The following is a 20170-nucleotide window of genomic DNA, read 5'->3' as shown; positions in this document are numbered from 1 at the left end:
GCCGCCGACGAGATCGAAGTCGCCCGCGAGGACGATCTGCTTGAGCGCGCCCATCTCCTCCGGCCCGAAGGTGACCGGCCGCTGGGCGCCCATCTTGATGCCGGTCCAGCCATTGTCGTTGTGGGAGGCGGTCACCATCGCGACGCAGGGCACGTCGAGCGCGAACTGGGCGAAATAGGCCATGGGCGACATGGCCAGCCCGATGTCGTGGACCCTGCAGCCCGCCGCCATCAGGCCGGTGACCAGCGCCATCTTGATCGAGGAGGAATAGCCCCGGAAATCATGGCCGGTGACGATTTCGGGCGTGATGCCCATGCGCCGGATCAGCGTGCCCAGGCCCATGCCGACGGCCTGGACGCCCATGAGATTGAGCTCCTCGCCGAAGAACCAGCGCGCGTCGTATTCGCGAAAGCCGGTCGGCTTGACCATCGGCAGGGATTCATAGGCGAAGGTGTTGGGGGTCAGTTCCGGAAGCGGTCTGGGGAACATCGGGGCATCCATCGCGAGGAACGGCTCGGCGTGCGGGTTGCGCAGCATGTGACAGGCCATGTGACGCAAGAACGACGCCAGCCCATAGCGCATCTTGCGCGAAACGCCAGAGGCGTCGCGCCGGCCCGGTGTTCGAGATGGATGGGGCCCTCAGCCGCGCAGGATCATGCGACCGGTCTGGACCTCGTAGCCGCGCAGCTTGGCGAGGAAGGAGGTGCCGAGCAGGCTCATCGAGAGCGCGCCCTCGGGGAGGACGACCGCCTCGACATTGCGGACCAGGATCGAGCCGAGGCGGACCTCGCGCAGATTGACCCGGGCCCCCTTCACCGTGCCGTTGGCGGTGTTCAGCGTCATCTTGTAGTCGCCGGGCGAGGGGCGAATGCCGAGCGCGCTCGCATCCTTCGCCGTCAGCGCGACGAGGCTGGCGCCCGTATCGACAAGCATCTGCACGCGGAAATTGTCGATCGAGGGGTGCACGACGTAGTGGCCGCGATAATCGGCCGCCACCGTCAGGGTCGGCGGTTCGGCCGGGCGATAGGGCGTGGTCGGGGGCTCGCTCGCCCGCGCCGCAGCCGAACTCGCGGTCATGCTCGAGGCGCTCGGCGCTTCGCCCACACCGACGAGGTCGGCCAGCCTGCCGCTGTATCCCACCGCGCTCAGCGATGCGATCGCTGCGATCCCGAGCGCCCAGACGACCGGATTTTGCGCCATCGGCCTGCCTTTCCCCTGCGTTGCGGCGACGATGCGGCGCAGTTCCTGCGGAAGGGTGAAGACAGCCCGCTGGATCGGGCGCGATCCGGGGGTACCGGGCGATCAAGATGCGACAGGCTTAACCGCGCTTTGCCACGACCGCGCGAATTGCCCCGAACCACCTAGAGGAAGGCCTCTCCGACCAACGCCTCGATCGCATCCCGACGCGGGATGCTCGGCTGGGCACCGGCCACCGTGCAGGCGAGCGAGCCCGCGGCGAGGCCGCGCTGCAAGGCGCCGGAGAAGCCGTAGCCGGCGGAGAGCGCCGCGGCGAAGGCACCGGTGAAGCTGTCTCCCGCGGCCACCGTATCGACCACGCTGACGGCGGGGGCCGCGAGCCGGCGGCGGACGCCGCCATGCCAGCCGACGACGCCCTGCGCGCCGAGCGTGACGATGCAGGCGATGCCGAGCTCGCCGTCGCAGCGGCGGGCGATGTCGTCGGGCTCGCGCTCGGCCCAGCCCAGCGACTGCGCCAGCACCAGCGCCTCGTGCTCGTTGGCGACGAGCATGTCGAGACATGCCAGCAGCGCCGGATCGGGCGGCCCGGCGGGCGCGAGGTTGAGGATGACGCGGCCGCCGGCCTGCTTCATGCGCCGTGCCGCTGTGAGGCATTCCGCCTCCGGCACCTCGCGCTGGAGCAGCAGGATGTCGCCCTCGCCGAGCGGCACCGACGCCATCGCCGTCGCGCGCGCCTGGGCGTTGGCACCGGCGGCGACGACGATCTGGTTGGCGCCGTCGGCATCGACGGCGATGAAGGCGGCGCCGGTCGGCACTGCCACCCGCGCGACATCGGCGAGGTCGACACCGTCGGCTGCCAGCAGCGAGAGCGCGATATCGGCGAAGGCATCGGTCCCGACCGCGCCGACGAGACGCACCGTCGCGCCCGCGCGGCGGGCCGCCAGCGCCTGGTTGGCGCCCTTGCCGCCGGGATGGAGCGCGTAGGAGGGGCCAATCACGGTCTCGCCGGCGCCGGGCAGACGCTCGACCGGCGTGACCAGATCGACATTGAGCGAACCGAAGACGACGATCATGCCGCGACGGCTCCCGCGAGGCGGCGGATGCCGGCGACGAAGGCAGCTTCCGGGGTGGTCACAATGGCCTTCAGCCCCGCTGCGGCCAGGCCTGCGCCATAGCTCTCAGCCATGGCGCCCTCGGCGACGAGATGGACGGTATCATGCCGCCCGAACAAAGCGAGCGCACCGGCGACCTCATGGCCGACCAGAAGAGCCGAGAGATAGGGCCCGACGGCCGAGCCCGGCAGTCGCCCGGCCAGCACCTCGGAGCGGGCCGCGAAGGCCGTGTTGAGCAGGCCGCCCGGGCGGCGCGAGGCAGCGAAGCCCGCCGCCAGGCCGAGCCGTGCGCCCTCCTCGTCCGGCTCCTCGGCGAGGCGGGAGAGGATCGAGTCCTGCCGCAGCAGGCCCCAGATCTCGCCGGTCATGAAGCTGGCGAAGCGGGTGATCCGTCCGCCCTCGACGAGGGCCCATTTCGAATGGGTGCCGGGCAGGCAGGTGATGCCGTCCTCCAACCCGAGCCCGACGATCAGCGTCTCCTCGCCGCGCATGACGTCGAAGGCGCCCTCGTCGCAGGAGAGGCCGGGCAGGATCAGCGCAGGCGTGCCGTCGGCCAGCGCGACCGTCAGTCCGGCCGCGGCGATGGCATCCGGCGAGGCGGGGCATGGCACATAAGCCGCCTCGACCCAGCCATTGCGGCTGCCGACCATACCGGCCAGCACGATGTCCGCCTCGGGCGCCATGCGGCGCAGATCGCCAGCGATGGCCTCGAACGCAGCCGGGAAGCCGCCTGCGGGAACCGCCTGGATGCCCTGGTTGGCGCTGCGGCGCTCCAGAACCTCGCCGGCTGCCGAGATGAGGAAGGCCCGGGCGCGGGTGGTGCCCCAGTCGAGCGCGATCAGGGGTCTGGGCATGGGGAAGGCTCCGGGACCCCCTCCCCCTCGTGGGGAGGGGCAGGGGTGGGGGGCGAACGACCGGGTGACAGTTGCATCACCAAAAGCGCTGGATCAACCGTTCACGCCTCGATGCAAGCGAGGCGCTCCACCTTTACGCCCCCCACCCCTAACCCCTCCGCAAGAGGGGAAGGGGAATGCCCTCACGCCGCGAAGAACACCGTCTCGTCCTGGCCCTGCAGATGGATATCGAAGCGGAAGCTGCCATCCGCCTCGCGCGTCGCGATCAGCGTGTGGCGCCGATCGGCGGGGACCAGCGCCAGAACGGGATCGGCGGCATTGGCCGCCTCGCCTTCGAAATAGATCCGGGTCGTCAGCCGGGTGAGGATGCCGCGGGCGAAGACGGAGAGCGAGAGATGCGGCGCCTGCATCGTCCCATCCGGGGCGGCGACAGGGCCGGGGCGAATGGTCTCGATCTGGAAGGCGCCCTCGACCGTCGTCTCCACGCGGCCGAAACCGGTGAAGCCGGCATTGCCGACGGCGTTGTAGCGGCCCTGCGCGTCGGCCTGCCAGGTCTCGAGCATGGCGTCTCCCACCGGGGCGCCATCGCCGTCATAGACCGTGCCGGCGATGCGGATGCGCTCGCCGGCGACGCCCTCGGCCGCGACGGTCCCGGTCGCGAGCTCGCTGCCGCCATAGGCGCACGGCGTCAGCGCATAGGCGAAGAAGGGGCCGATGGTCTGCGACGGTGTGATGCCGAGGGGAGCCTCGGCCGTTTGCGGATCAGTGCTCATGCGGCTCCTCCACCGGCGTCGCGTTGCGGCCGCGCAGGACGATGTCGAACTGGTAGCCGAGCGCCCATTCCGGCTCGGTCGTGGCGAGGTCGAAGCGCGAGACGAGGCGCTCGCGCACCTGCGCGTCGGTGATCGACTGGAAGATCGGATCGTATTTGAACAGCGGATCACCCGGGAAATACATCTGGGTGATCACCCGCGACAGGAAGCTCGGCCCGAAGAGCGAGAAATGGATATGGGCCGGGCGCCAGGCATTGTGATGGTTGCGCCAGGGATAGGCGCCGGGCTTGACCGTGACGAAGCGATAGCGGCCTTCCGCATCCGTCAGCGCGCGCCCCGCGCCGGTGAAATTGGGATCGAGCGGGGCCGGATGCTGGTCGCGGACATGGACATAGCGGCCACCGGCATTGGCCTGCCAGATCTCGATCAGCGTATGCGGCACCGGCCGGCCGTCCTCGTCGAGCACACGGCCGGAGACGATGATGCGTTCGCCCAGCGGTTCGCCGACATGCTGGCGGGTCAGGTCGCAATCACCCGCCGCGACGGCCGCATGGCCGAAGACCGGGCCGGTCGTCTCCGAGAGCGTGTGGGGCAGCAGGATCAGCGGCTTCGACGGGGCGCGCTTCACCGTCGAGCCATAAGCGGGCGACGCGTTCGCCGGATGCGCGGCCAGGCTCTCGCGCGGATAGATCAGGCTCATGCCGCCACTCCATGCGCTTGCTTGGTCCGGGCGTGGAGATCGCGCAGCACCGACAATTCCTGCTCCGTCGCCGCCGGCGTCTCCGCGACGTCGGCCGCGAAACGCAGCGGCCAGCCGCAACCGGCCTGGACCTGCTCGCGCGTCACGCCCGGATGCAGCGAGACGACGGTGAGTTCGGCGGTGTCGGGATCCGGCTCCAGCACGCAGAGATCGGTCATCACCTTGGTCGGGCCCTTCGTCTTCAGGCCGAGCGCAGCGCGGTCGCCCTTGCCCTTGCCGTGGCCGAAGGAGGTGATGAAGGGCAGCCTGTCGACGAAGGCGCGTGTGCCCATCGCCATGGTGATGAAGATCTGGCCGCAATTGCTGGCAATCTCGGGCGCGCCGCCCCCGCCGGGCAGGCGCACCTTGGGCGCATCATAGGGGCCGACGACCGTGGTGTTGAGATTGGCGAAGCGGTCGATCTGCGCGCCGCCGAGGAAGCCGATGGTGATGCGACCGCCCTGGAGCCAGTAGCGGAACATCTCGGGCACCGCGACGGTGGTCAGCGCGGTGTCGCAGAGTTCCCCGTCGCCGATCGAAAGCGGCAGCACGCTGGGCCGCGTCGAGAGCGTGCCGGATTCGTAGATCAGCGTGATCTTCGGCGCATGGGTGAGGCGGGCGAGGTTGCAGGCGGCCGAGGGCGCGCCGATGCCGACGAAGCAGACATCCTGGTTCGTCAGCAGGCGCGCGGCCGCGATCGTCATCATTTCGGTGGGGGTCGCGGTCATGCGTTCACTCCCAGGCGCGACCTGCCCCCTCTCCCCTCGCGGGAGAGGGTTGGGGTGAGGGGGCGCCGTGCCCTCAATCGCCGGCGCTCTTCATCCAGCGTCGGCCTCTGAAAGGTCGAGCGCCCCCTCATCCGTCTCGGCTTCGCCGAGCCACCTTCTCCCGCGAGGGGAGAAGGGAAAAGCGCGCCCGCTTCTGTCATCATGACACCCATCACGCCGCTACCTTCTGCCGGCCCGCATGGCGGGCGAAGGCATCGGGCCCCTTTTCCAGCACGTTTTGCTTGATCCAGGCTAGGAAGGTCTCGCGCTCGCGCGCGATCTTGTCCCAAGCGATGTAGAAGTCGTTGGCGCGCTTGTAATAGCCATGGGCGTAGGACGGATAGGCGCCGCCGGGCACATGGGCGACCGCGGTGACGGCCCAGAAGGGCAGGATGACCGCATTGGCGTTGCGCGGGCCGAAATCGTCGACGATCTCCTCGACCGTGACGAGCGAGCGCTTCGCGGCCAGAACCGCCTCCTTCTGCACACCAACGATGCCCTCGAGCAGGACATTGCCCTCGCGGTCAGCCTTCAGCGCGTGGATGATCGCCGCATCGGGGCGGATCGCCGGCACCGTCGCCAGCACCTCGCCAGTATAGGGACAGGTGACCGAGCGGATCTGCGGATTGACGCTGGGCAGATCGACGCCCTTGTAGCCGCGGAACACGGCGAAGGGCAGGTTCGCCGCCCCCGCCTCATAGGCGTTGGCCATGGCGGCGTGGCTGTGCTCCTCGATCTCGAGCCGATGCGGCCAGCCATTCTCGACCGCGTCGCGGAAGCGATGAAGCGAGCCGACGCCCGGATTGCCGCCCCAGGAGAAGATCAGCTTCTCCGCACAGCCGGTGCCGATCAGTTGGTCGTAGATCAGGTCCGGCGTCATCCGGATCAGCGTCAGGCGACGCTTGCCCTGACGGATCACCTCGTGCCCCGCCGCATGGGGGATGAGATGGGTGAAGCCCTCCATCGCGACGGAACAGCCATCGCTCAGGACCGCCTCAATTCCCTGCGAGAGGGAGACGAATTCCGCCACCTTGACATCTCCTCGTTCTGTGCGTTTATCGCACACTGTGTTGATAATCGAACGTTAGGCCAGCGAGGGGCAGGCGGTCAAGAATGGCTGGAGAGGCGCCCGACCGCGACCACATGGCCGCCCTCGAAAAAGGCCTGGCCGTGATCGAGTGCTTCGATGCCGGCCGCGACAGACTGACGATCGCGGATGTCGCGCGGGCGACCGACCTGTCGCGCGCAGCCGCCCGGCGCTGCCTGCTGACGTTGACCCGGATCGGCTATGCCAGCTTCGACGGAAAGTTCTTCCGGCTGACGCCGCGCGTGCTGCGGCTCGGCCATGCCTGGCTGGCCTCGGCCGCGCTGCCCCAGCTCGTCCAGCCCTTCCTGGAGCGGCTCTCCGAGGAGACGCACGAGTCATCCTCCGCCTCGCTGCTGGACGGGCACGAGATCGTCTACATCGCGCGCTCGGCACAAAGACGGATCATGTCCGTCGGGCTCTCGGTCGGCACAAGGCTGCCGGCCTTCTGTACCTCCATGGGCCGGGTCTTGCTGGCGGCGCGCGATCCCGCCGACGCCCGGGCGCGGATTCTCGCGGGCCGGCCCCGGGCGCTGACGCCGCACACCGTGACCGACCCAGACCGGCTGGCGGAGATCCTCACCGTCGTACGGGCGCAGGGCTACTGCATCGTCGACCAGGAACTGGAACTGGGCCTGATCTCGATCGCCATGCCGCTCATCAACGCGCGCGGCGAGGTGGTTGCCGCCTTCAACCTCTCCGGCCAGGTGCAGCGCAGCTCGGCTGTGGAGATGGCGGAGCGCTTCCTGCCGGGCATGCGCCAGCTCCAGGTGCTGCTGCGCCCGATGATCAGCTGAGGATGACACCATGCTGGAGCTGAAGGCGGGGCCGCTGAGTGCCCGCATCCACCCGGAGATCGGCGGCATCGTCGCCGCGCTGGAGTGGCGGGGGCCGGGTGGCCGCCTGCACCCGCTGCTGCGCGCGCCGCCGGGCCTCTCCCCCTCGACGGCGGCCCCCAACAGGATGGGGAGTTGGGCGATGGTGCCCTTCGCCAACTGCGCCTTCGACCGCGTCGTCAACGATGGCGAGCATCGCTTCGCACTACCGGACAACCGGCTGGGCGGCGGACACTGCATCCATGGCTTCGGCTGGCAGTCCGACTGGGCCCTACTCGGCCATACCGCCGGCCATACCCTGCTCGAACACCGCCGCGAGGCCGGCCCCGACCCCTATCGCTACCGGGCCACTCAGGAGATCGTGCTGGATGAGGTCGGTCTGACCGTCAAACTCGCGCTCACCAACGAGGCTGACGCGGTCCTACCCTATGGTTTGGGCCATCATCCCTGGTTTCCCGCCGCGCCGGATACGCGGCTGCGGATGACGGCGCGTGGGGCCCTCCTGTTCGGCGGCGAGGGCTATCGCGCCACCGGCTCCCGCGCGCTCGACGGCGGCGGCCCCTATGCGGACGGCGCCGTCTTCGCGACGGGCGACGAGGTCGCCTGGAGTTTCCTCGGCTGGGACGGCACGGCGCGGATCGAGACGCCCTCGACCGGGCTCGCCATCACCCTGACCGCGAGCGAGAGCCTGCGCTGCCCGGTGGTCTGGGCGCCGGCGGGCGCGGATTTTTTCTGCGTCGAGCCGCAGAGCCACGCCATCGGCTCGCCGAGCGAGCGCGAGGCGCGGGAAGCGGCGCCGCTGACGCGGCTGGCTCCCGGCGAGACGCTGGAGGGCTGGCTGCGGATCGTCCCCGAGGCGCTGTGAGCGGGGCTCTCAGCGCCAGCGCGGGCCGGTCTCGTAATAGCGCTGCAGATTCGTTGGCTGGTAGCCATAGGCGCCAGCCGGCAAGGCGGGACGCAGCAGGATCTGCTCGCGCGCGGCGTCCCAGTTCGGCGCCTTGCGCTGCTGGGCGACGGCGGCGGGCTTTTTGCTCTTCGCCTTGGCGATCTTCGCCTTGCTGCCGCCGGAAGCCTTGGCGAATTGCGAGAGATTGTCGGGCGCGGCGCCGTTCAGCGCGATGCGGGTCTGGCTGGCGCCGTGCTTCTTGACCAGCGCGAAGAGCTTGGCGGCGTTGGCCGGGTGCAGGCGGATGCAGCCATGCGAGGCCGGGCGGCCGAGTGCGCCGACCGCGGTCGTGCCATGGATGGCGTAACCGCCGCGGAAGAACACGGCATGGGGCATGGCCCCGCCATATTTGCGCGAATACCAGTTCTTCTCCAGCCGCGTCGGGCGGTAGAGGCCGTTGGGCGTGCGATAGCCCTTGCGGCCCGAGGAAATCGCCCAGTTGTAGCTCTCGCCGTCGGTCGTGGTGACATGGATGCGCTGGGCGGCGATGTCGACGCGGACATCGACGCCGGCTTCGGCCGAAGCCATGCCGACGAGCGACAGAAAGACAGCGGCCAGCAGGCCGAACAGACGACGCATCACACCACTCCGAAACCACGCAACCGCTGAACGCCTCGGCCTTGTCCTGCATCCGGGATCAAGCCCGGAGCGGCGGCCATTGCCCTCAGCAAACGCCCATGGCCGGCGCTTGTAAAGCGCGCGACCCAATCGTGGTTTCCGGACCGGCGCAGGCTCAGACCCCCGCGGCTTTGCGGGGAGCGCCGGCGGGTGTAGCAGGGGGCTTCGCTGCCCTCCCGCCCCTGCGGTCCTCCATGCTCGACATGCTCCTGCCGGCCGGCGTCGCGCCCGCCATCGCGCTGCTGCTGATCGCCGTCAGCTTCCTGACCTCGGCTTTCACCGCCGCCTTCGGCATCGGCGGCGGGGTGGCGATGCTGGGCGCGCTCGCCGGCACGGTGCCCCCCTCCGTGATCATCGCCGTCCACGGGCTGGTGCAGGTCGGCTCCAATGTCGGGCGAACCTATGTGCAGCGGGCGCATGCGCTCTGGCCGCTGGTGGCGCGCTTCACCGCGGGCTCGGTGATCGGGGCCGTGATTGGGGCCCTGCTGGTGGTCGAACTGCCCGAGCGCATCCTGCTCGGCCTGCTCGGCGCCTTCATCCTGGTCATGACCTGGCTGCCGAAGCCGCGGATTCCCGGGCTGGCCTCGAGCGGCCTCGTGATCGGCGGCGGTCTCTCGACCATCATCACGATGTTCGTCGGCGCGACCGGGCCCTTCGTGCAGGCGCTGCTGCTGCCGCTCAAGCTGGAGAAGCGCCAGCTGATCGCGACCCACGCGGCCTGCACGACCATTCAGCACCTGCTCAAGGTCTTCGCATTCGGCGCGCTGGGCTTTTCCTTCGCCGACTGGCTGCCGCTGATCGGCGCCATGATCGTCTCGGGCTTCGCCGGAACGATGCTCGGGACGAGGCTGCTGGAACGGCTGCCCGAGCGCTGGTTCGCGATCGCGATCAAGGCGATCCTGACGGTGGTCGGCATCGACCTGCTGCGCCGCGCCGCCGGCTTCTGAGCCGGCGGCATGCCGTGGTGAGCCTCAGATCAGCTTCACCTTGCCTGTCGCGAGATCATAGACGCCGCCGGCGACGGTGAGCTTCTTCTGGGCGACGCGCTCGGCGAGGATCGGCGCGGCGCTCTTCAACCGCTCGACATTGAGGCGGACATTGGCCTCGATCGCTGCTTCCAGCAGATCGGCGGCTCCGGACGTCTGCGCGTCGAGCACGGCCGGCTTGATCGCGTTGATCAGCGAGGGCAGATGGCCGGGCAGTTGCGTGCCGTTCTTGACGACATCGATCGTCGAGGCGATGGCGCCGCAGCGGCTATGCCCCAGCACCAGAATCAGGGGCGATTGCAGGACCGCCGCGCCGAATTCGAGGCTCGCCAGCCCATCCTCATTGACGAAATTGCCGGCGACGCGAACGACGAAGAGGTCGCCCGCGCCTTGGTCGAAGGCGAGTTCGGGAGCGAGACGGGAATCCGCACAGCTGACGATCGAGGCGAAGGGGTGCTGCGAGCGCGCCCGCGCCGCGCGGCCGGCCGAGAAGTCGCGCTGGTTGGGCTTGTTGGCGGCGTAGCGGGCATTGCCGGCCATCAACCGGTCGAGCGCCTCGGCCCCGCTGATCGCTGCGGGCGTCACGGCCGCCCCTTGCGCCCAGCCCGGACCGGCTAGGCCGGCCGTCAGGGCGAGCCCGGCGCCGAAACCGAACAGGGAGCGGCGGGACAGGGACGGAGAGGGGGCATTCTGGGCACAGCGTTCACACATCGGAGCCTTCCTCGGGCCAGCGTGGGTTTCGCATCCGGTAGAAGCGACGATCCGGGCTTGCCTCGCAATGGTATTGATGCTGCCATGGCTCAACAGTCCAAAGTCTGCACAAATCCGGATGCAGCGAGGACTTGCTGAACGATCCCTGAAATAGGTCCTTATCTTCAGTTGAATTACAATTCGCGCCAAATTATTCCCGCCTCCGCCGTAGCGAGCGAATCTGCGAGCTTCCGCTCGGCGATGCTGCATGGTGCGGACTCCGTGCTGCGGATGCATGTGGCCGAGAAGATCGTCAGCAAGGTCTTCGGCCGCAATCTGCAGTCGCATGCCGCCGGGCTCGTCGTCGTCATGCATTGCGAGGCCGAGCGCGGCGCCGGTCCGAGGCCGACATTGGCGCTGGTCCAGCGCGAGATGGGCCGTGCCCGCACGCTCGCCGCCTTCTTCGGGCTGCTGCGGCTCGCCGGCTATGTGACGCGCGAGCCGGTTCCCGGCGATGCCCGCTCGGCCTGGCTGGTGCCGGCACCACCGCTCTATGATGGGCTGCGGCAATGGCTGTCGCATCACGCCCGTTGCGGCGAGATCCTGGGGCTGGCCGAGCCGGGGCTGGCCGAGCGCTTGCGCGGCGACGACGCTTTCCTGCGGCTTTATCTCGGACATGCCCGCGAGCTGTTCGCGCGAACGCGGCAGGCCACGGCGGGGAACGGCGCGTGGGCCTGGCTCGATCGCTTCGATTGCGGCGACCGGATCGGACTCGTGCTGCTCGGCGCGCATCATCGCGCGGCGACGGGCGAGCCCGGAGACAGGGTCTGGTTCGACCTTCACGCCCGCGAGGTCGCCGCGCGCCTCGGCCTGTCGCATTCCCATGTCCGCAACGTGATCAACCGCTCCGAGGCGGAGGGATTGCTGGTGCAGGACCGCAGCCGGGGCCGGGTCGCGCTGACGCCGCGCCTGCTCGCAGAGAGCGAGGCCTGGTTCAGGAGCTTCTGGGGCTGGGTCGCCGAGACGGGGCGGATGGCGGAGGCGGACGAGGCGGCCCGGCGAGGGTGACGCCGGGGCGGAAATCCGGCATAGGCTCGCGCCAGCCCTTCCGGAAGCCGGCTTCGCCATGCTCAAGACCCGCATCATTCCCTGCCTCGACGTCAAGGACGGCCGCGTCGTCAAGGGCGTGCAGTTCCTCGACCTCGTCGATGCGGGCGACCCCGTCGAGGCGGCCAAGGCCTATGACGCGGCCGGCGCCGACGAGCTCTGCTTCCTCGACATCACCGCCAGCCACGAGGATCGCGGCATCCTGTTCGACGTGGTGACGCGGACGGCGGAAGCCTGCTTCATGCCGCTCACCGTCGGCGGCGGGGTGCGCAAGGTCGAGGACATCCGCGGGCTCCTGCTAGCGGGAGCCGACAAGGTCTCGATCAATACGGCGGCCGTCACCAACCGCCAGTTCGTCAGGCAGGCGGCCGAGAAGTTCGGCGACCAGTGCATCGTGGTGGCTATCGACGCCAAGCAGGTCTCGCCCGGGCGCTGGGAGATCTTCACCCATGGCGGGCGCAACCCGACCGGGCTGGAGGCGGTGGCCTTTGCGCGCGAGGTCGTCTCGCTGGGTGCCGGCGAATTGCTGGTGACCTCGATGGACCGCGACGGCACCAAGGTCGGCTATGATCTCGGCCTGACGCGCGCGATCGCCGATGCCGTGAGCGTCCCGGTGATCGCGTCCGGCGGCGTCGGCGATCTCGACGACCTCGTCAACGGCGTGCGCGAGGGCCATGCCTCGGCCGTGCTCGCCGCCTCGATCTTCCATTTCGGGACCTACACGATCCCGCAGGCCAAGGCGCATATGGCGCATGCGGGCCTGGCGATGCGGCTGGATTGATGGTGATGCTCCGGCAGCCTGTCATTCCGGGGCTTCGCTTCGCGAAGAGCCCGGAACCCACAACCGGGCGGGCCGCCCTGTTCTGGGTATCACTTGTTGCACCCCGTCGTGGGTTCCGGGTTCACGCCTTCGGCGCGCCCCGGAATGACAGAGGTTTGGCATGACCTTCACGCTCTCCGATCTCGAAGCCCGCATCGCCGAGCGCGCCGCCGCCTCTCCCGACGAGTCCTGGACGGCGAAACTGCTCGCCGCCGGCCCCGAGCGCTGCGCCAAGAAGTTCGGCGAGGAAGCGGTGGAGGCCGTGATCGCGGCGGTGAAGGGAGACCGGGACGAGCTGATCGCGGAAAGCGCCGACGTGCTGTATCATCTCTTGGTTGTACTCAAGGCGCGCGATGTTGCATTGCAGGACGTGTTGAGCCAGCTTGAGGCCCGCACCGTGCGCTCCGGTCTGGCGGAGAAAGCCGCACGCCCCCGTTGAACAGCCGAGGCTAGTCCTGCGTTGAACCTCGAAGCCTGGATTGCGGGCCGCACCATGGACCAGCGCGCGATGCCCGCCCCGGCCCTTCCCGATCTCGACTCGCCCTATCGAAGCTTCACCCGCGACGAGTGGGCGCATTTGCGCGCCGACACGCCGCTGACGCTGTCGGTCGATGACCTGACCAAGCTGCAGTCGATCAACGACCCGATCTCGCTCGACGAGATCGTGGCGATCTATCTGCCGCTGTCGCGGCTTCTTTCGCTCTATGTCGCGGCGACACAGGGGCTGTTCAAGGCGACGCAGCGCTTCCTGCTGGCCGAGGCCGAGGTCAAGGTTCCCTATATCATCGGCGTGGCGGGCTCGGTCGCGGTCGGCAAGTCGACCACGGCGCGCGTGCTCAAGGCGCTGCTCTCACGCTGGCCCAACACGCCGAAGGTCGAACTCGTCACCACCGACGGCTTCCTGCTGCCGAACGCCGAGCTCGAACGGCGCGGGCTGATGCAGCGCAAGGGTTTTCCGGAGAGCTATGACGGCTCGGCGATCCTGCGCTTCCTTTCCGACGTCAAGGCCGGCAAGCCGCAGGTCACCGCGCCCGTCTATTCCCACCTCGTCTATGACGTGGTGCCGGGCGAGAGCGTGACGGTCGAGCGGCCCGACATCCTGATCCTCGAGGGGCTGAACGTGCTGCAGCCGAGCCGGATGCCGAAGGACGGCACCGTGATCCCGTTCGTCTCGGATTACTTCGACTTCTCGGTCTATCTCGACGCCGACGAGAACGATCTGCATCGCTGGTACGTCAACCGTTTCATGACGCTGCGCCAGACCGCCTTCCGCGACCCGCGCTCCTTCTTCCGCAAATATGCGGAGATCGGCGAGGAGGAGGCTTTGACGATCGCGGAAGGTCTCTGGACCGGGATCAACCTGCCGAACCTGCAGGAGAACATTCTGCCGACGCGCCAGCGCGCCAGCCTGATCCTGACCAAGGGCGCGAGCCACCGGATCCAGCAGGTCGCGCTGCGGCGGCTCTAGGGATGCCGCCGGACGCAAGCCCGATCCGCCGACCCGACATGGGGCGCTGATGGAGGCGTTCTGGTCTCTGGCCGGCATGGCGGGTGCGGCCTTCGTCGCTGCGACTCTGCTGCCGGCTCAATCGGAAGCCGTCTTCCTCGGGCTCCTGGCGGCGAGGAGCGCCGATCCGCTGCTGCTGTTCCTGGTCGCCAGCCTCGCCAACACGGCCGGCTCGGTCGTGAACTGGTGGCTGGGACGGTTGATCGCGCGCCACGGCGTCGAACGGCTGCCGCGACGGCTGAGGCCCGATCCGCACCGCCTCGCCCAGGCGCAGGGATGGTTCGCCCGCTTCGGCTGGCCCTCGCTGCTCTTCGCCTGGCTGCCGATAGGCGGCGACCCGCTGACCTTCGTCGCGGGCACCCTCAACTTTCCGCTGGGGCGTTTCGTGCTGCTCGTCCTGGTCGGCAAGGCGGGGCGGTATGCAATGCTCTGGGCCGGCTGGACGGCGATAACCTAACGTCAGATCGCAACCTGTGCGGCGTTGCACGACGTCTCGGCACAGGCTACCAGCGAAGGCCCCATTTCTGGAGATCTGACCATGACCATTCACCGCATTGCCGTCGGCCCGCGCATGTCGAAGGCCGTCGTCCATGGCGACACCGTCTATCTGGCGGGCCAGGTCGCCGACAAGGCGGCGGGCAAGAGCGTCGCCGAGCAGACGCAGGAGATCCTCGGCATCATCGACGGGCTTCTGGCCGAGGCCGGCACCGACAAGAGCAAGCTGCTGATGGTCAATATCTGGCTTTCCGACATGTCGACCTTCGCCGAGATGAACGGCGTCTGGGACAAGTGGGTCGTCGCCGGCCAGACGCCCGGCCGCGCCACGGTCGAGGCGAAGCTCGCAGCGCCGCAGTTCACCGTCGAGATCGCGGTCATCGCCGCCAAGTGACCGCCCGCCGGCCCCATCAGGTGGGGCCAGTCCGGCATGCCGCGAGCGCAGGAGACGGGGAGGTGGCCAAGTGACCTCTCAGGATGACATGTCCGCCATGATCGCGCGGGTCGCGGACCGGCACGGCGTGCCGCTCGCGGTCCTGCTCGCCGTCATGGCCAGCCTGGTCAAGAGCGGCGTCCGACCCAACCTCGCGAGGCTGGAGCAGCTTCTCGGCCGCAAGGCCCGCGAGGTCGTCGCCTTACGCCGCCGCCTCGACCAGCGCAGCCAGGACGCGGTCGTGGGCGAGGCCCGGCGCAAGGCCGCGCGCGCCCTCGAGGACGGGCAGTTCATCGAGGTCGAGCGGGCGCTGGCACAGCTCGAGTTGCACTTCTTCGGTGGCATGACCGACCTCTCGGCCATGCCTGCCGACCAGCGCATCGCCGCCGGCGAAACGCGCGGCGACCGTGCCGCCACCGCCCTGCTCGATCTCACGCCGGCCGCCTGCAAGGAAGCGGCGCAGCGCTATGCCGAGGCCGCCGCCATCATCGGCACAGCGGACGTCGCGCGCAGCCGCGACTTCGCCCTGCGCCAAGGCGATGCGCTGGCGCGGACCGGCGAGGATTTCGCCGAGCCCGCCGGCTTCGAGGCAGCGATCGCCCATTTTCGAAGCCTGTTGTCGCGGCTCGACAATTTCGACGACACCATCGCCTGGGCGACCGTGCAGGAGCGCCTCGCGCGCGCACTGGCGGGGCTGGCTCAGCTGACGGGCGACGAAAAGCGGCTCGACGAGGCCCTCGCCTGCTGCCGGAAAGCGCTGGAGGATCTGCGCCACGAGCAGGCTCCGCTGCTGTGGCGGGCGCTGAAGCTGCGCTTCGGCCGCATCGCCATCCCGCTCGGGGAGTTGCGCGAGGACGACGCCCTGCTCGAGGACGCCATCTCGGCGCTCGCCACCGCACTCGCCCGCTGGGACCGCGACGGCGACGAGGCCCGCTGGCTCGAAGCCGAGCAGCTGATCTCGCGCGGCCGCGCCGCACTGGGCCGTCGCACCAGCGACCTGGCTCTGCTTGAACGCGCCTTCAACGGCTTCAACCGCGTCGCCAAGACCGTCGACCGCACGCGCGAGCCGCTGCGCTGGGCCGAGCTGCAGGATCAGATGGGCGGGGTTCTCGCCGCGATGGGCGAGCGCTACAGCGAGCCGGTCGTGCTCGAGGAGGCGGTCGCCGCCTTCGGTGCGGCGCTGGAGGAGCGCCGCCGAGAGCGCAGCCCCCAGCTCTGGGCCGCGAGCGCGGCCAATCAGGGCCTCGCTTCGATGCAGCTCGCGGCGCGGCGCAAGGACCCCGGCCTGGCGCAGCAGGCCTTCATGCAGATCGCCGCCGCCGTCGAGGCGATGCGCGAGGCCGGCCACGGCGCCGACGTCGCCGCCTTGCAGAAGAAGCTGGTCCTCGCCGGCAGCCTGGCCGAAAGCATGCGTAAGCGCTGAGGGCCTCAGGCCGCAGTGCCGGCCCTGCGCAGATCGGCGAGCCGTTCCAGCGCCGCATCGAGCGTTGCGTCACGCTTGGCGAAGCAGAAGCGCACCACGGTCTTGACCGCAGCCTGGTCGTAGAACGCGCTGACCGGAATCGCCGCCACGCCGTTCTCCAGCACCAGCTTGCGGCAGAAGGCGACGTCGTCGCTCTCGCCCAATGGGGCGATGTCGACATTGAGGAAATAGGTGCCGACGCTCGGCAGCACGCTGAAACCCAACCCCGTCAGCCCCCGCGCGAAGCGGTCCCGCGAGCGCTGGAAATCTGCCCTCATACCATCGAAATAGCCGTCCTCCTTGCCCAGCCCATAGGCGACGGCGGCCTGGAGATTGGGCGGCGTGGTGAAGGTGATGTACTGATGCGCCTTGGCCAGCACCTTCATCAGGGGCGGCGCGGCCATCACCAGCCCGACCTTCCAGCCGGTCAGCGAGAAGATCTTGCCGGCCGAGGAGATCTTGACGGTGCGCTCGCGCATGTCAGGGCGCCCTAGCACCGGGGCATGCCGCCGGCCGTCGAAGACGACATGCTCCCAGACCTCGTCGCAGATCGCGACCGCGTCATGACGGATGCAGAAATCGGCGAGAAGATCGAGATCGGCGGGAGAGAAGATCGTCGCCGTCGGGTTGAGCGGATTGTTGAAGAGAACGACCTTCGTGCGCGGCGAGAACGCTGCGGCGAGCGCGTCCTCGCTCAGACTGAAATGCGGCGGGCGCAACGTCACGAATTTGGGGATGCCGCCGGCACGACGCACGAGCGGGACATAGGCATCGTACATCGGCTCGAAGAGCACGACCTCGTCGCCCGGCGAGACCAGCGCCATCAACGCGCCGGCAATGGCCTCCGTGGCGCCGGAGGTGACCATGATCTCGCTGCCGGGGTCGAGATCGAGCCCCTGCCAGTGCTTGTAATGGGACGCCGTCGCCTGCCGCAGTTCCGGCAGGCCCATCATCGGCGGGTACTGGTTCCAGCCGTCGACGACGGCCTCGGCCGCCTTGCGGCGCACGTCGAGCGGTCCCGGATCGTCCGGAAAGCCCTGGCCGAGATTGACCGCACCGGTCTCGCGGGCAAGCTGCGACATCACCTCGAAGACGCTGGTCGGCAGGGCGGAGAAGATCGGGTTCATCGCGGTTCGTCGGCACGGCGGGAGGGGCAACACTCCCGCGCTTTAGCACGACCGGGTCGCGGACACACCCTGCAGCGGTTTCGGCCCTCTCAAAAATGCCGAATGATGATTGTTGACATTCGTCACTGATCAGTGTTCAAGTGATCAGGCCGGTTCACGACGGGCTCCTGTTGCGACTTCGCCCCTTTGGCGCAGCGGGAATTGGCGTGAACCGGTGACCCTCCCATTTTGCTCCAGGGCATGGCGATGGTTGCCGCCCTCGCGGCCGCCGCCTAATCAGGCGCATGGCTTCGCCCCGCACTCCCGCGCTCATGGTCCTCGGCACCGGCTCCAATGTCGGCAAGTCGCTGCTCGTCGCGGGGCTCTGCCGCCTCTTCGCGGATCGCGGGCTCAAGGTCAGGCCGTTCAAGCCGCAGAACATGTCCAACAACGCCGCAGCCACCGCCGCGGGCGAAATCGGGCGGGCACAGGCGCTGCAGGCGCGCGCCGCCCGCATTCCTGCGCATGTCGACATGAATCCGGTGCTGCTCAAGCCCGAGAGCGAAGCCGGCAGCCAGATCATCCTGCAGGGCCGTGTCGCCGGGCATCTTCCCTCGGGAGACTTCGCGCGGCGCGGCGATTTCCTGCCCAACGTGCTGGAAAGCTTCGAGCGGATCTGCACAGGCGCCGATCTCGTGCTGGTCGAGGGGGCGGGCTCGCCGGCCGAGACCAATCTGCGGGCGCGCGACATCGCCAATCTCGGCTTCGCCCGCGCCGCCGGCGTGCCTGCCATCCTGGTCGGCGACATCGATCGCGGCGGGGTCATCGCCAGCCTCGTCGGCACCCATGCGGTGCTGGACGAGGCCGACCGTGCGATGATCCGCGCCTTTGCGGTCAACCGCTTCCGCGGCGAGGTCGCGCTGTTTGGCGACGGCATCGAGACCATCCGCAGCGCCACGGGCTGGCCCTGCCTCGGTGTCGTGCCCTGGTTCGCGGACGCCGCGCGCCTGCCGGCGGAGGACGGGCTCGACCTGCGCAGCGCGCCGGCCCGGCCCGGCGCGCGCCTCAAGATCGCCATCCCGGTGCTGCCCGGCATCGCCAATTTCGACGATCTCGACCCGCTCAAGCTCGAGCCGGCGGTCGAACTCGTGCTCGTTCAACCGGGCCAGGCGCTGCCGGGCGATGCCGGGCTCATCATCCTGCCCGGATCGAAGACGACGCTGCGCGACCTCGCGGCCCTGCGGGCGCAGGGCTGGGACATCGACATCCTCGCCCATCGCCGGCGCGGCGGCCATATTCTGGGCCTTTGCGGCGGCTATCAGATGCTTGGACGCGTGGTACGCGACCCGCTGGGCCTCGAAGGTCCGGCCGGTGAGGCCCCAGGGCTGGGGCTCCTCGATGTCGAGACCGTGCTGGAAGGCCGCAAGACCGTTCGCGAGACCGGCTTCGTGCATGTCGCCAGCGGGGCCGCCGGCCAGGCCTACGAGATCCATCTCGGCCGGACGGAGGGGGCCGATCGCGCGCGGGCGCCGTTCCGGGTCGACGATCGCGACGAGGGCGCGGCGAGCCCCGACGGCCGCGTCGCCGGCAGCTATCTGCACGGCGTCTTCGCCTCGGATTCCGTGCGGGCCGCCTGCCTTGCCGCGATCGCGGGCGCGCCGCTTGCGTCGGGCACGAACTATGAGGGCGATGTCGAGGCGACACTGGACGGGCTGGCGGCGCATCTGGCGCGACATCTCGACATCGAGGCCCTGCTGGCTTTGGCACTTCGGCGCCCAGCGCCGAGCTGACATGCGCTGACCCGTCGGAACCCCGCGAGGAACTCCGCGTTTTTCTGGCGCGGTTCCCGCTCGTGCGGCCTGACGGCCAGACTGCTTAACCCAGATCAATGCACGCCGCGCGACGATGCGGCATGGGTTGAAAAAGCTTATTCACCAGAATGTTGACGAATGACGAAATTCGTCATAGCGGTCGGACACCGATCCATGTCCGGCGACATAACAGGACAGGCCCCAGCACGTGAGTCAGCCCGAGCGCGATACGAGGCAAAGCATCGTCGATACGGCCGAGCGCTTCTTCCGCGACATCGGCTACCAGAAGACGACGGTCGCCGACATCGCCAAGTCGCTGCGGATGAGCCCTGCCAACGTCTACCGGTTCTTCGATTCGAAGAAGTCGATCAACGAGGCGGTGCTGGCGCGGTTCAAGGGCGAGCTGGAGGAGTCCCTGTCGCTGATCATCGCAGAGCCGCGCTCGGCGGGCGCCCGCCTGCGCGACATGCTGCTGACCTCGCACCGGATCAACCAGGCCCGCTTCGTCGACCAGCAGCGGATGCAGGAGATGGTCTGCGCCGCGATGGAGGAGAGCTGGGACGCCATCCTCGGCCATATCGAGCGTTTTGATGCGCTGCTCGGGCGGGTCGTGGCCGAAGGCGTCGCCAATGGCGAGTTCCGCGCGATCGACCCCGTAGCCGCCACCCAGTGCATCCGCACGGCCATGATCCGTTTCCAGCATCCCCTGCTGATGGCGCAATGCGAGCGTTTTCCCGGCCCCTCGGCCGAGGAGATGATCGCGTTCATCATGGCCGCGCTGGAGACGCCCAAGCCCGCGGGCTGACGGTTCGGCGTATCCACGCGGC

At 69.1% G+C, this 20170-nt stretch carries 22 protein-coding genes and 1 pseudogene; 12 read left to right on the top strand and 11 right to left on the bottom strand.

Features of this window, described 5'->3' with window-relative positions; genetic code table 11:
- From Q8M82_RS14650 to Q8M82_RS14615, 8 genes and pseudogenes are all read right to left on the bottom strand, one after another.
- Positions 1–489 (bottom strand): annotated as a pseudogene (locus Q8M82_RS14650) (phosphomannomutase/phosphoglucomutase); the annotation flags it as partial.
- A 150-nt stretch (positions 490–639) separates the two neighbouring features.
- Positions 640–1200: a retropepsin-like aspartic protease family protein gene (locus Q8M82_RS14645; protein ID WP_305692069.1), complete on the bottom strand. Its 561-nt coding sequence runs from the start codon at positions 1198–1200 to the stop codon at positions 640–642.
- A gap of 161 nt (positions 1201–1361) precedes the next feature.
- A complete protein-coding gene (locus tag Q8M82_RS14640) occupies positions 1362–2270 on the bottom strand; it encodes a ribokinase (RefSeq protein ID WP_305692068.1) in 909 nt (302 codons plus the stop codon).
- On the bottom strand, positions 2267–3163 hold the full coding sequence (locus tag Q8M82_RS14635) for a 2-dehydro-3-deoxygalactonokinase (protein WP_305692067.1): 897 nt from the start codon (positions 3161–3163) through the stop codon (positions 2267–2269). Before Q8M82_RS14635 ends, Q8M82_RS14640 begins: the two co-directional genes overlap by 4 nt.
- 182 nt (positions 3164–3345) lie before the next feature.
- Positions 3346–3936 (bottom strand): protocatechuate 3,4-dioxygenase subunit alpha, encoded by a 591-nt coding sequence (pcaG, locus tag Q8M82_RS14630; RefSeq protein WP_305692066.1) that lies wholly within the window; start codon positions 3934–3936, stop codon positions 3346–3348.
- The gene (gene pcaH / locus Q8M82_RS14625; RefSeq protein WP_305692065.1) at positions 3926–4636 is read right to left on the bottom strand and encodes a protocatechuate 3,4-dioxygenase subunit beta; all 711 of its coding nucleotides are present in this window, start codon (positions 4634–4636) and stop codon (positions 3926–3928) included. Before pcaH ends, pcaG begins: the two co-directional genes overlap by 11 nt.
- Positions 4633–5403 carry a CoA-transferase subunit beta gene (locus Q8M82_RS14620; RefSeq protein WP_305692064.1) on the bottom strand — a complete coding sequence of 257 codons (771 nt, stop codon included), beginning with the start codon at positions 5401–5403 and terminating at the stop codon, positions 4633–4635. Before Q8M82_RS14620 ends, pcaH begins: the two co-directional genes overlap by 4 nt.
- A 211-nt stretch (positions 5404–5614) precedes the next feature.
- Positions 5615–6472, bottom strand: a complete 858-nt coding sequence (locus Q8M82_RS14615) for a CoA transferase subunit A (RefSeq protein WP_305692063.1) — start codon at positions 6470–6472, stop codon at positions 5615–5617.
- A gap of 83 nt (positions 6473–6555) precedes the next feature.
- On the opposite strand from Q8M82_RS14615, the gene Q8M82_RS14610 reads away from it, so the two are divergent.
- Together Q8M82_RS14610 and Q8M82_RS14605 are read left to right on the top strand one after the other, a co-directional pair.
- Positions 6556–7323 carry an IclR family transcriptional regulator domain-containing protein gene (locus Q8M82_RS14610; RefSeq protein ID WP_305692062.1) on the top strand — a complete coding sequence of 256 codons (768 nt, stop codon included), beginning with the start codon at positions 6556–6558 and terminating at the stop codon, positions 7321–7323.
- Between the two features lie 10 nt (positions 7324–7333).
- On the top strand, positions 7334–8227 hold the full coding sequence (locus Q8M82_RS14605) for an aldose epimerase family protein (RefSeq protein WP_305692061.1): 894 nt from the start codon (positions 7334–7336) through the stop codon (positions 8225–8227).
- 9 nt (positions 8228–8236) lie between these two features.
- On the opposite strand, the gene Q8M82_RS14600 is transcribed toward Q8M82_RS14605, so the two are convergent.
- Complete coding sequence (locus Q8M82_RS14600) at positions 8237–8887, bottom strand: L,D-transpeptidase (RefSeq protein WP_305692060.1); 651 nt, start codon at positions 8885–8887, stop codon at positions 8237–8239.
- Positions 8888–9120: 233 nt separating this feature from the next.
- Here Q8M82_RS14600 and Q8M82_RS14595 point away from each other — a divergent pair, with 233 nt between their 5' ends.
- On the top strand, positions 9121–9873 hold the full coding sequence (locus Q8M82_RS14595) for a sulfite exporter TauE/SafE family protein (protein WP_305692059.1): 753 nt from the start codon (positions 9121–9123) through the stop codon (positions 9871–9873).
- A gap of 24 nt (positions 9874–9897) precedes the next feature.
- Here the strand turns inward: Q8M82_RS14595 and Q8M82_RS14590 are convergent, their stop codons facing one another.
- Positions 9898–10623, bottom strand: coding sequence for a carbonic anhydrase (locus Q8M82_RS14590; RefSeq protein ID WP_305692058.1), 726 nt, complete (start codon positions 10621–10623; stop codon positions 9898–9900).
- Between the two features lie 261 nt (positions 10624–10884).
- Here Q8M82_RS14590 and Q8M82_RS14585 point away from each other — a divergent pair, with 261 nt between their 5' ends.
- The 7 genes from Q8M82_RS14585 to Q8M82_RS14555 all read left to right on the top strand — a co-directional run bounded on the left by Q8M82_RS14585 (position 10885) and on the right by Q8M82_RS14555 (position 16387).
- Positions 10885–11670 (top strand): helix-turn-helix domain-containing protein, encoded by a 786-nt coding sequence (locus Q8M82_RS14585; RefSeq protein WP_305692057.1) that lies wholly within the window; start codon positions 10885–10887, stop codon positions 11668–11670.
- Positions 11671–11728: 58 nt separating this feature from the next.
- Positions 11729–12490 (top strand): imidazole glycerol phosphate synthase subunit HisF, encoded by a 762-nt coding sequence (hisF, locus tag Q8M82_RS14580; protein ID WP_305692056.1) that lies wholly within the window; start codon positions 11729–11731, stop codon positions 12488–12490.
- A gap of 160 nt (positions 12491–12650) precedes the next feature.
- Positions 12651–12968, top strand: a complete 318-nt coding sequence (locus Q8M82_RS14575) for a phosphoribosyl-ATP diphosphatase (RefSeq protein ID WP_305681135.1) — start codon at positions 12651–12653, stop codon at positions 12966–12968.
- A 69-nt stretch (positions 12969–13037) separates the two neighbouring features.
- Positions 13038–13997 carry a type I pantothenate kinase gene (coaA, locus tag Q8M82_RS14570; protein ID WP_371126369.1) on the top strand — a complete coding sequence of 320 codons (960 nt, stop codon included), beginning with the start codon at positions 13038–13040 and terminating at the stop codon, positions 13995–13997.
- 49 nt (positions 13998–14046) lie between these two features.
- A complete protein-coding gene (locus Q8M82_RS14565; RefSeq protein ID WP_305692055.1) occupies positions 14047–14493 on the top strand; it encodes a YqaA family protein in 447 nt (148 codons plus the stop codon).
- Positions 14494–14574: 81 nt separating this feature from the next.
- Positions 14575–14925: a RidA family protein gene (locus Q8M82_RS14560; RefSeq protein WP_305692054.1), complete on the top strand. Its 351-nt coding sequence runs from the start codon at positions 14575–14577 to the stop codon at positions 14923–14925.
- A gap of 88 nt (positions 14926–15013) precedes the next feature.
- Positions 15014–16387 (top strand): hypothetical protein, encoded by a 1374-nt coding sequence (locus Q8M82_RS14555; protein ID WP_305692053.1) that lies wholly within the window; start codon positions 15014–15016, stop codon positions 16385–16387.
- Between the two features lie 5 nt (positions 16388–16392).
- On the opposite strand, the gene Q8M82_RS14550 is transcribed toward Q8M82_RS14555, so the two are convergent.
- Positions 16393–17553 carry an aminotransferase gene (locus tag Q8M82_RS14550; protein ID WP_305692052.1) on the bottom strand — a complete coding sequence of 387 codons (1161 nt, stop codon included), beginning with the start codon at positions 17551–17553 and terminating at the stop codon, positions 16393–16395.
- Positions 17554–17837: 284 nt separating this feature from the next.
- On the opposite strand from Q8M82_RS14550, the gene Q8M82_RS14545 reads away from it, so the two are divergent.
- Complete coding sequence (locus tag Q8M82_RS14545) at positions 17838–19322, top strand: cobyric acid synthase (RefSeq protein WP_305692051.1); 1485 nt, start codon at positions 17838–17840, stop codon at positions 19320–19322.
- A gap of 229 nt (positions 19323–19551) precedes the next feature.
- Complete coding sequence (locus tag Q8M82_RS14540; protein ID WP_305692050.1) at positions 19552–20148, top strand: TetR/AcrR family transcriptional regulator; 597 nt, start codon at positions 19552–19554, stop codon at positions 20146–20148.
- Positions 20149–20170: the final 22 nt, after the last annotated feature.

The sequence above is a fragment of the Allobosea sp. genome (assembly GCF_030694325.1).
Classification (GTDB): domain Bacteria; phylum Pseudomonadota; class Alphaproteobacteria; order Rhizobiales; family Beijerinckiaceae; genus Allobosea.
The sequence above is the reverse complement of the archived record's forward strand: the minus strand, read 5'-3'. Positions and strand labels throughout refer to the sequence as shown.

Excerpts from the sequence above, each read along its gene's own strand:
- Q8M82_RS14635 (WP_305692067.1), bottom strand. The coding sequence starts at position 3,163 with ATGCCCAGACCCCTGATCGCGCTCGACTGGGGCACCACCCGCGCCCGG.
- Q8M82_RS14610 (WP_305692062.1), top strand. The coding sequence starts at position 6,556 with ATGGCTGGAGAGGCGCCCGACCGCGACCACATGGCCGCCCTCGAAAAA.
- Q8M82_RS14545 (WP_305692051.1), top strand. The coding sequence starts at position 17,838 with ATGGCTTCGCCCCGCACTCCCGCGCTCATGGTCCTCGGCACCGGCTCC.
- Q8M82_RS14595 (WP_305692059.1), top strand. The coding sequence starts at position 9,121 with ATGCTCGACATGCTCCTGCCGGCCGGCGTCGCGCCCGCCATCGCGCTG.
- Q8M82_RS14550 (WP_305692052.1), bottom strand. The coding sequence starts at position 17,553 with ATGAACCCGATCTTCTCCGCCCTGCCGACCAGCGTCTTCGAGGTGATG.
- pcaH (WP_305692065.1), bottom strand. The coding sequence starts at position 4,636 with ATGAGCCTGATCTATCCGCGCGAGAGCCTGGCCGCGCATCCGGCGAAC.
- Q8M82_RS14555 (WP_305692053.1), top strand. The coding sequence starts at position 15,014 with ATGTCCGCCATGATCGCGCGGGTCGCGGACCGGCACGGCGTGCCGCTC.
- Q8M82_RS14640 (WP_305692068.1), bottom strand. The coding sequence starts at position 2,270 with ATGATCGTCGTCTTCGGTTCGCTCAATGTCGATCTGGTCACGCCGGTC.
- pcaG (WP_305692066.1), bottom strand. The coding sequence starts at position 3,936 with ATGAGCACTGATCCGCAAACGGCCGAGGCTCCCCTCGGCATCACACCG.
- Q8M82_RS14645 (WP_305692069.1), bottom strand. The coding sequence starts at position 1,200 with ATGGCGCAAAATCCGGTCGTCTGGGCGCTCGGGATCGCAGCGATCGCA.
- Q8M82_RS14590 (WP_305692058.1), bottom strand. The coding sequence starts at position 10,623 with ATGTGTGAACGCTGTGCCCAGAATGCCCCCTCTCCGTCCCTGTCCCGC.
- Q8M82_RS14620 (WP_305692064.1), bottom strand. The coding sequence starts at position 5,403 with ATGACCGCGACCCCCACCGAAATGATGACGATCGCGGCCGCGCGCCTG.
- hisF (WP_305692056.1), top strand. The coding sequence starts at position 11,729 with ATGCTCAAGACCCGCATCATTCCCTGCCTCGACGTCAAGGACGGCCGC.
- Q8M82_RS14575 (WP_305681135.1), top strand. The coding sequence starts at position 12,651 with ATGACCTTCACGCTCTCCGATCTCGAAGCCCGCATCGCCGAGCGCGCC.
- Q8M82_RS14605 (WP_305692061.1), top strand. The coding sequence starts at position 7,334 with ATGCTGGAGCTGAAGGCGGGGCCGCTGAGTGCCCGCATCCACCCGGAG.
- Q8M82_RS14560 (WP_305692054.1), top strand. The coding sequence starts at position 14,575 with ATGACCATTCACCGCATTGCCGTCGGCCCGCGCATGTCGAAGGCCGTC.
- Q8M82_RS14600 (WP_305692060.1), bottom strand. The coding sequence starts at position 8,887 with ATGCGTCGTCTGTTCGGCCTGCTGGCCGCTGTCTTTCTGTCGCTCGTC.
- coaA (WP_371126369.1), top strand. The coding sequence starts at position 13,038 with ATGCCCGCCCCGGCCCTTCCCGATCTCGACTCGCCCTATCGAAGCTTC.
- Q8M82_RS14565 (WP_305692055.1), top strand. The coding sequence starts at position 14,047 with ATGGAGGCGTTCTGGTCTCTGGCCGGCATGGCGGGTGCGGCCTTCGTC.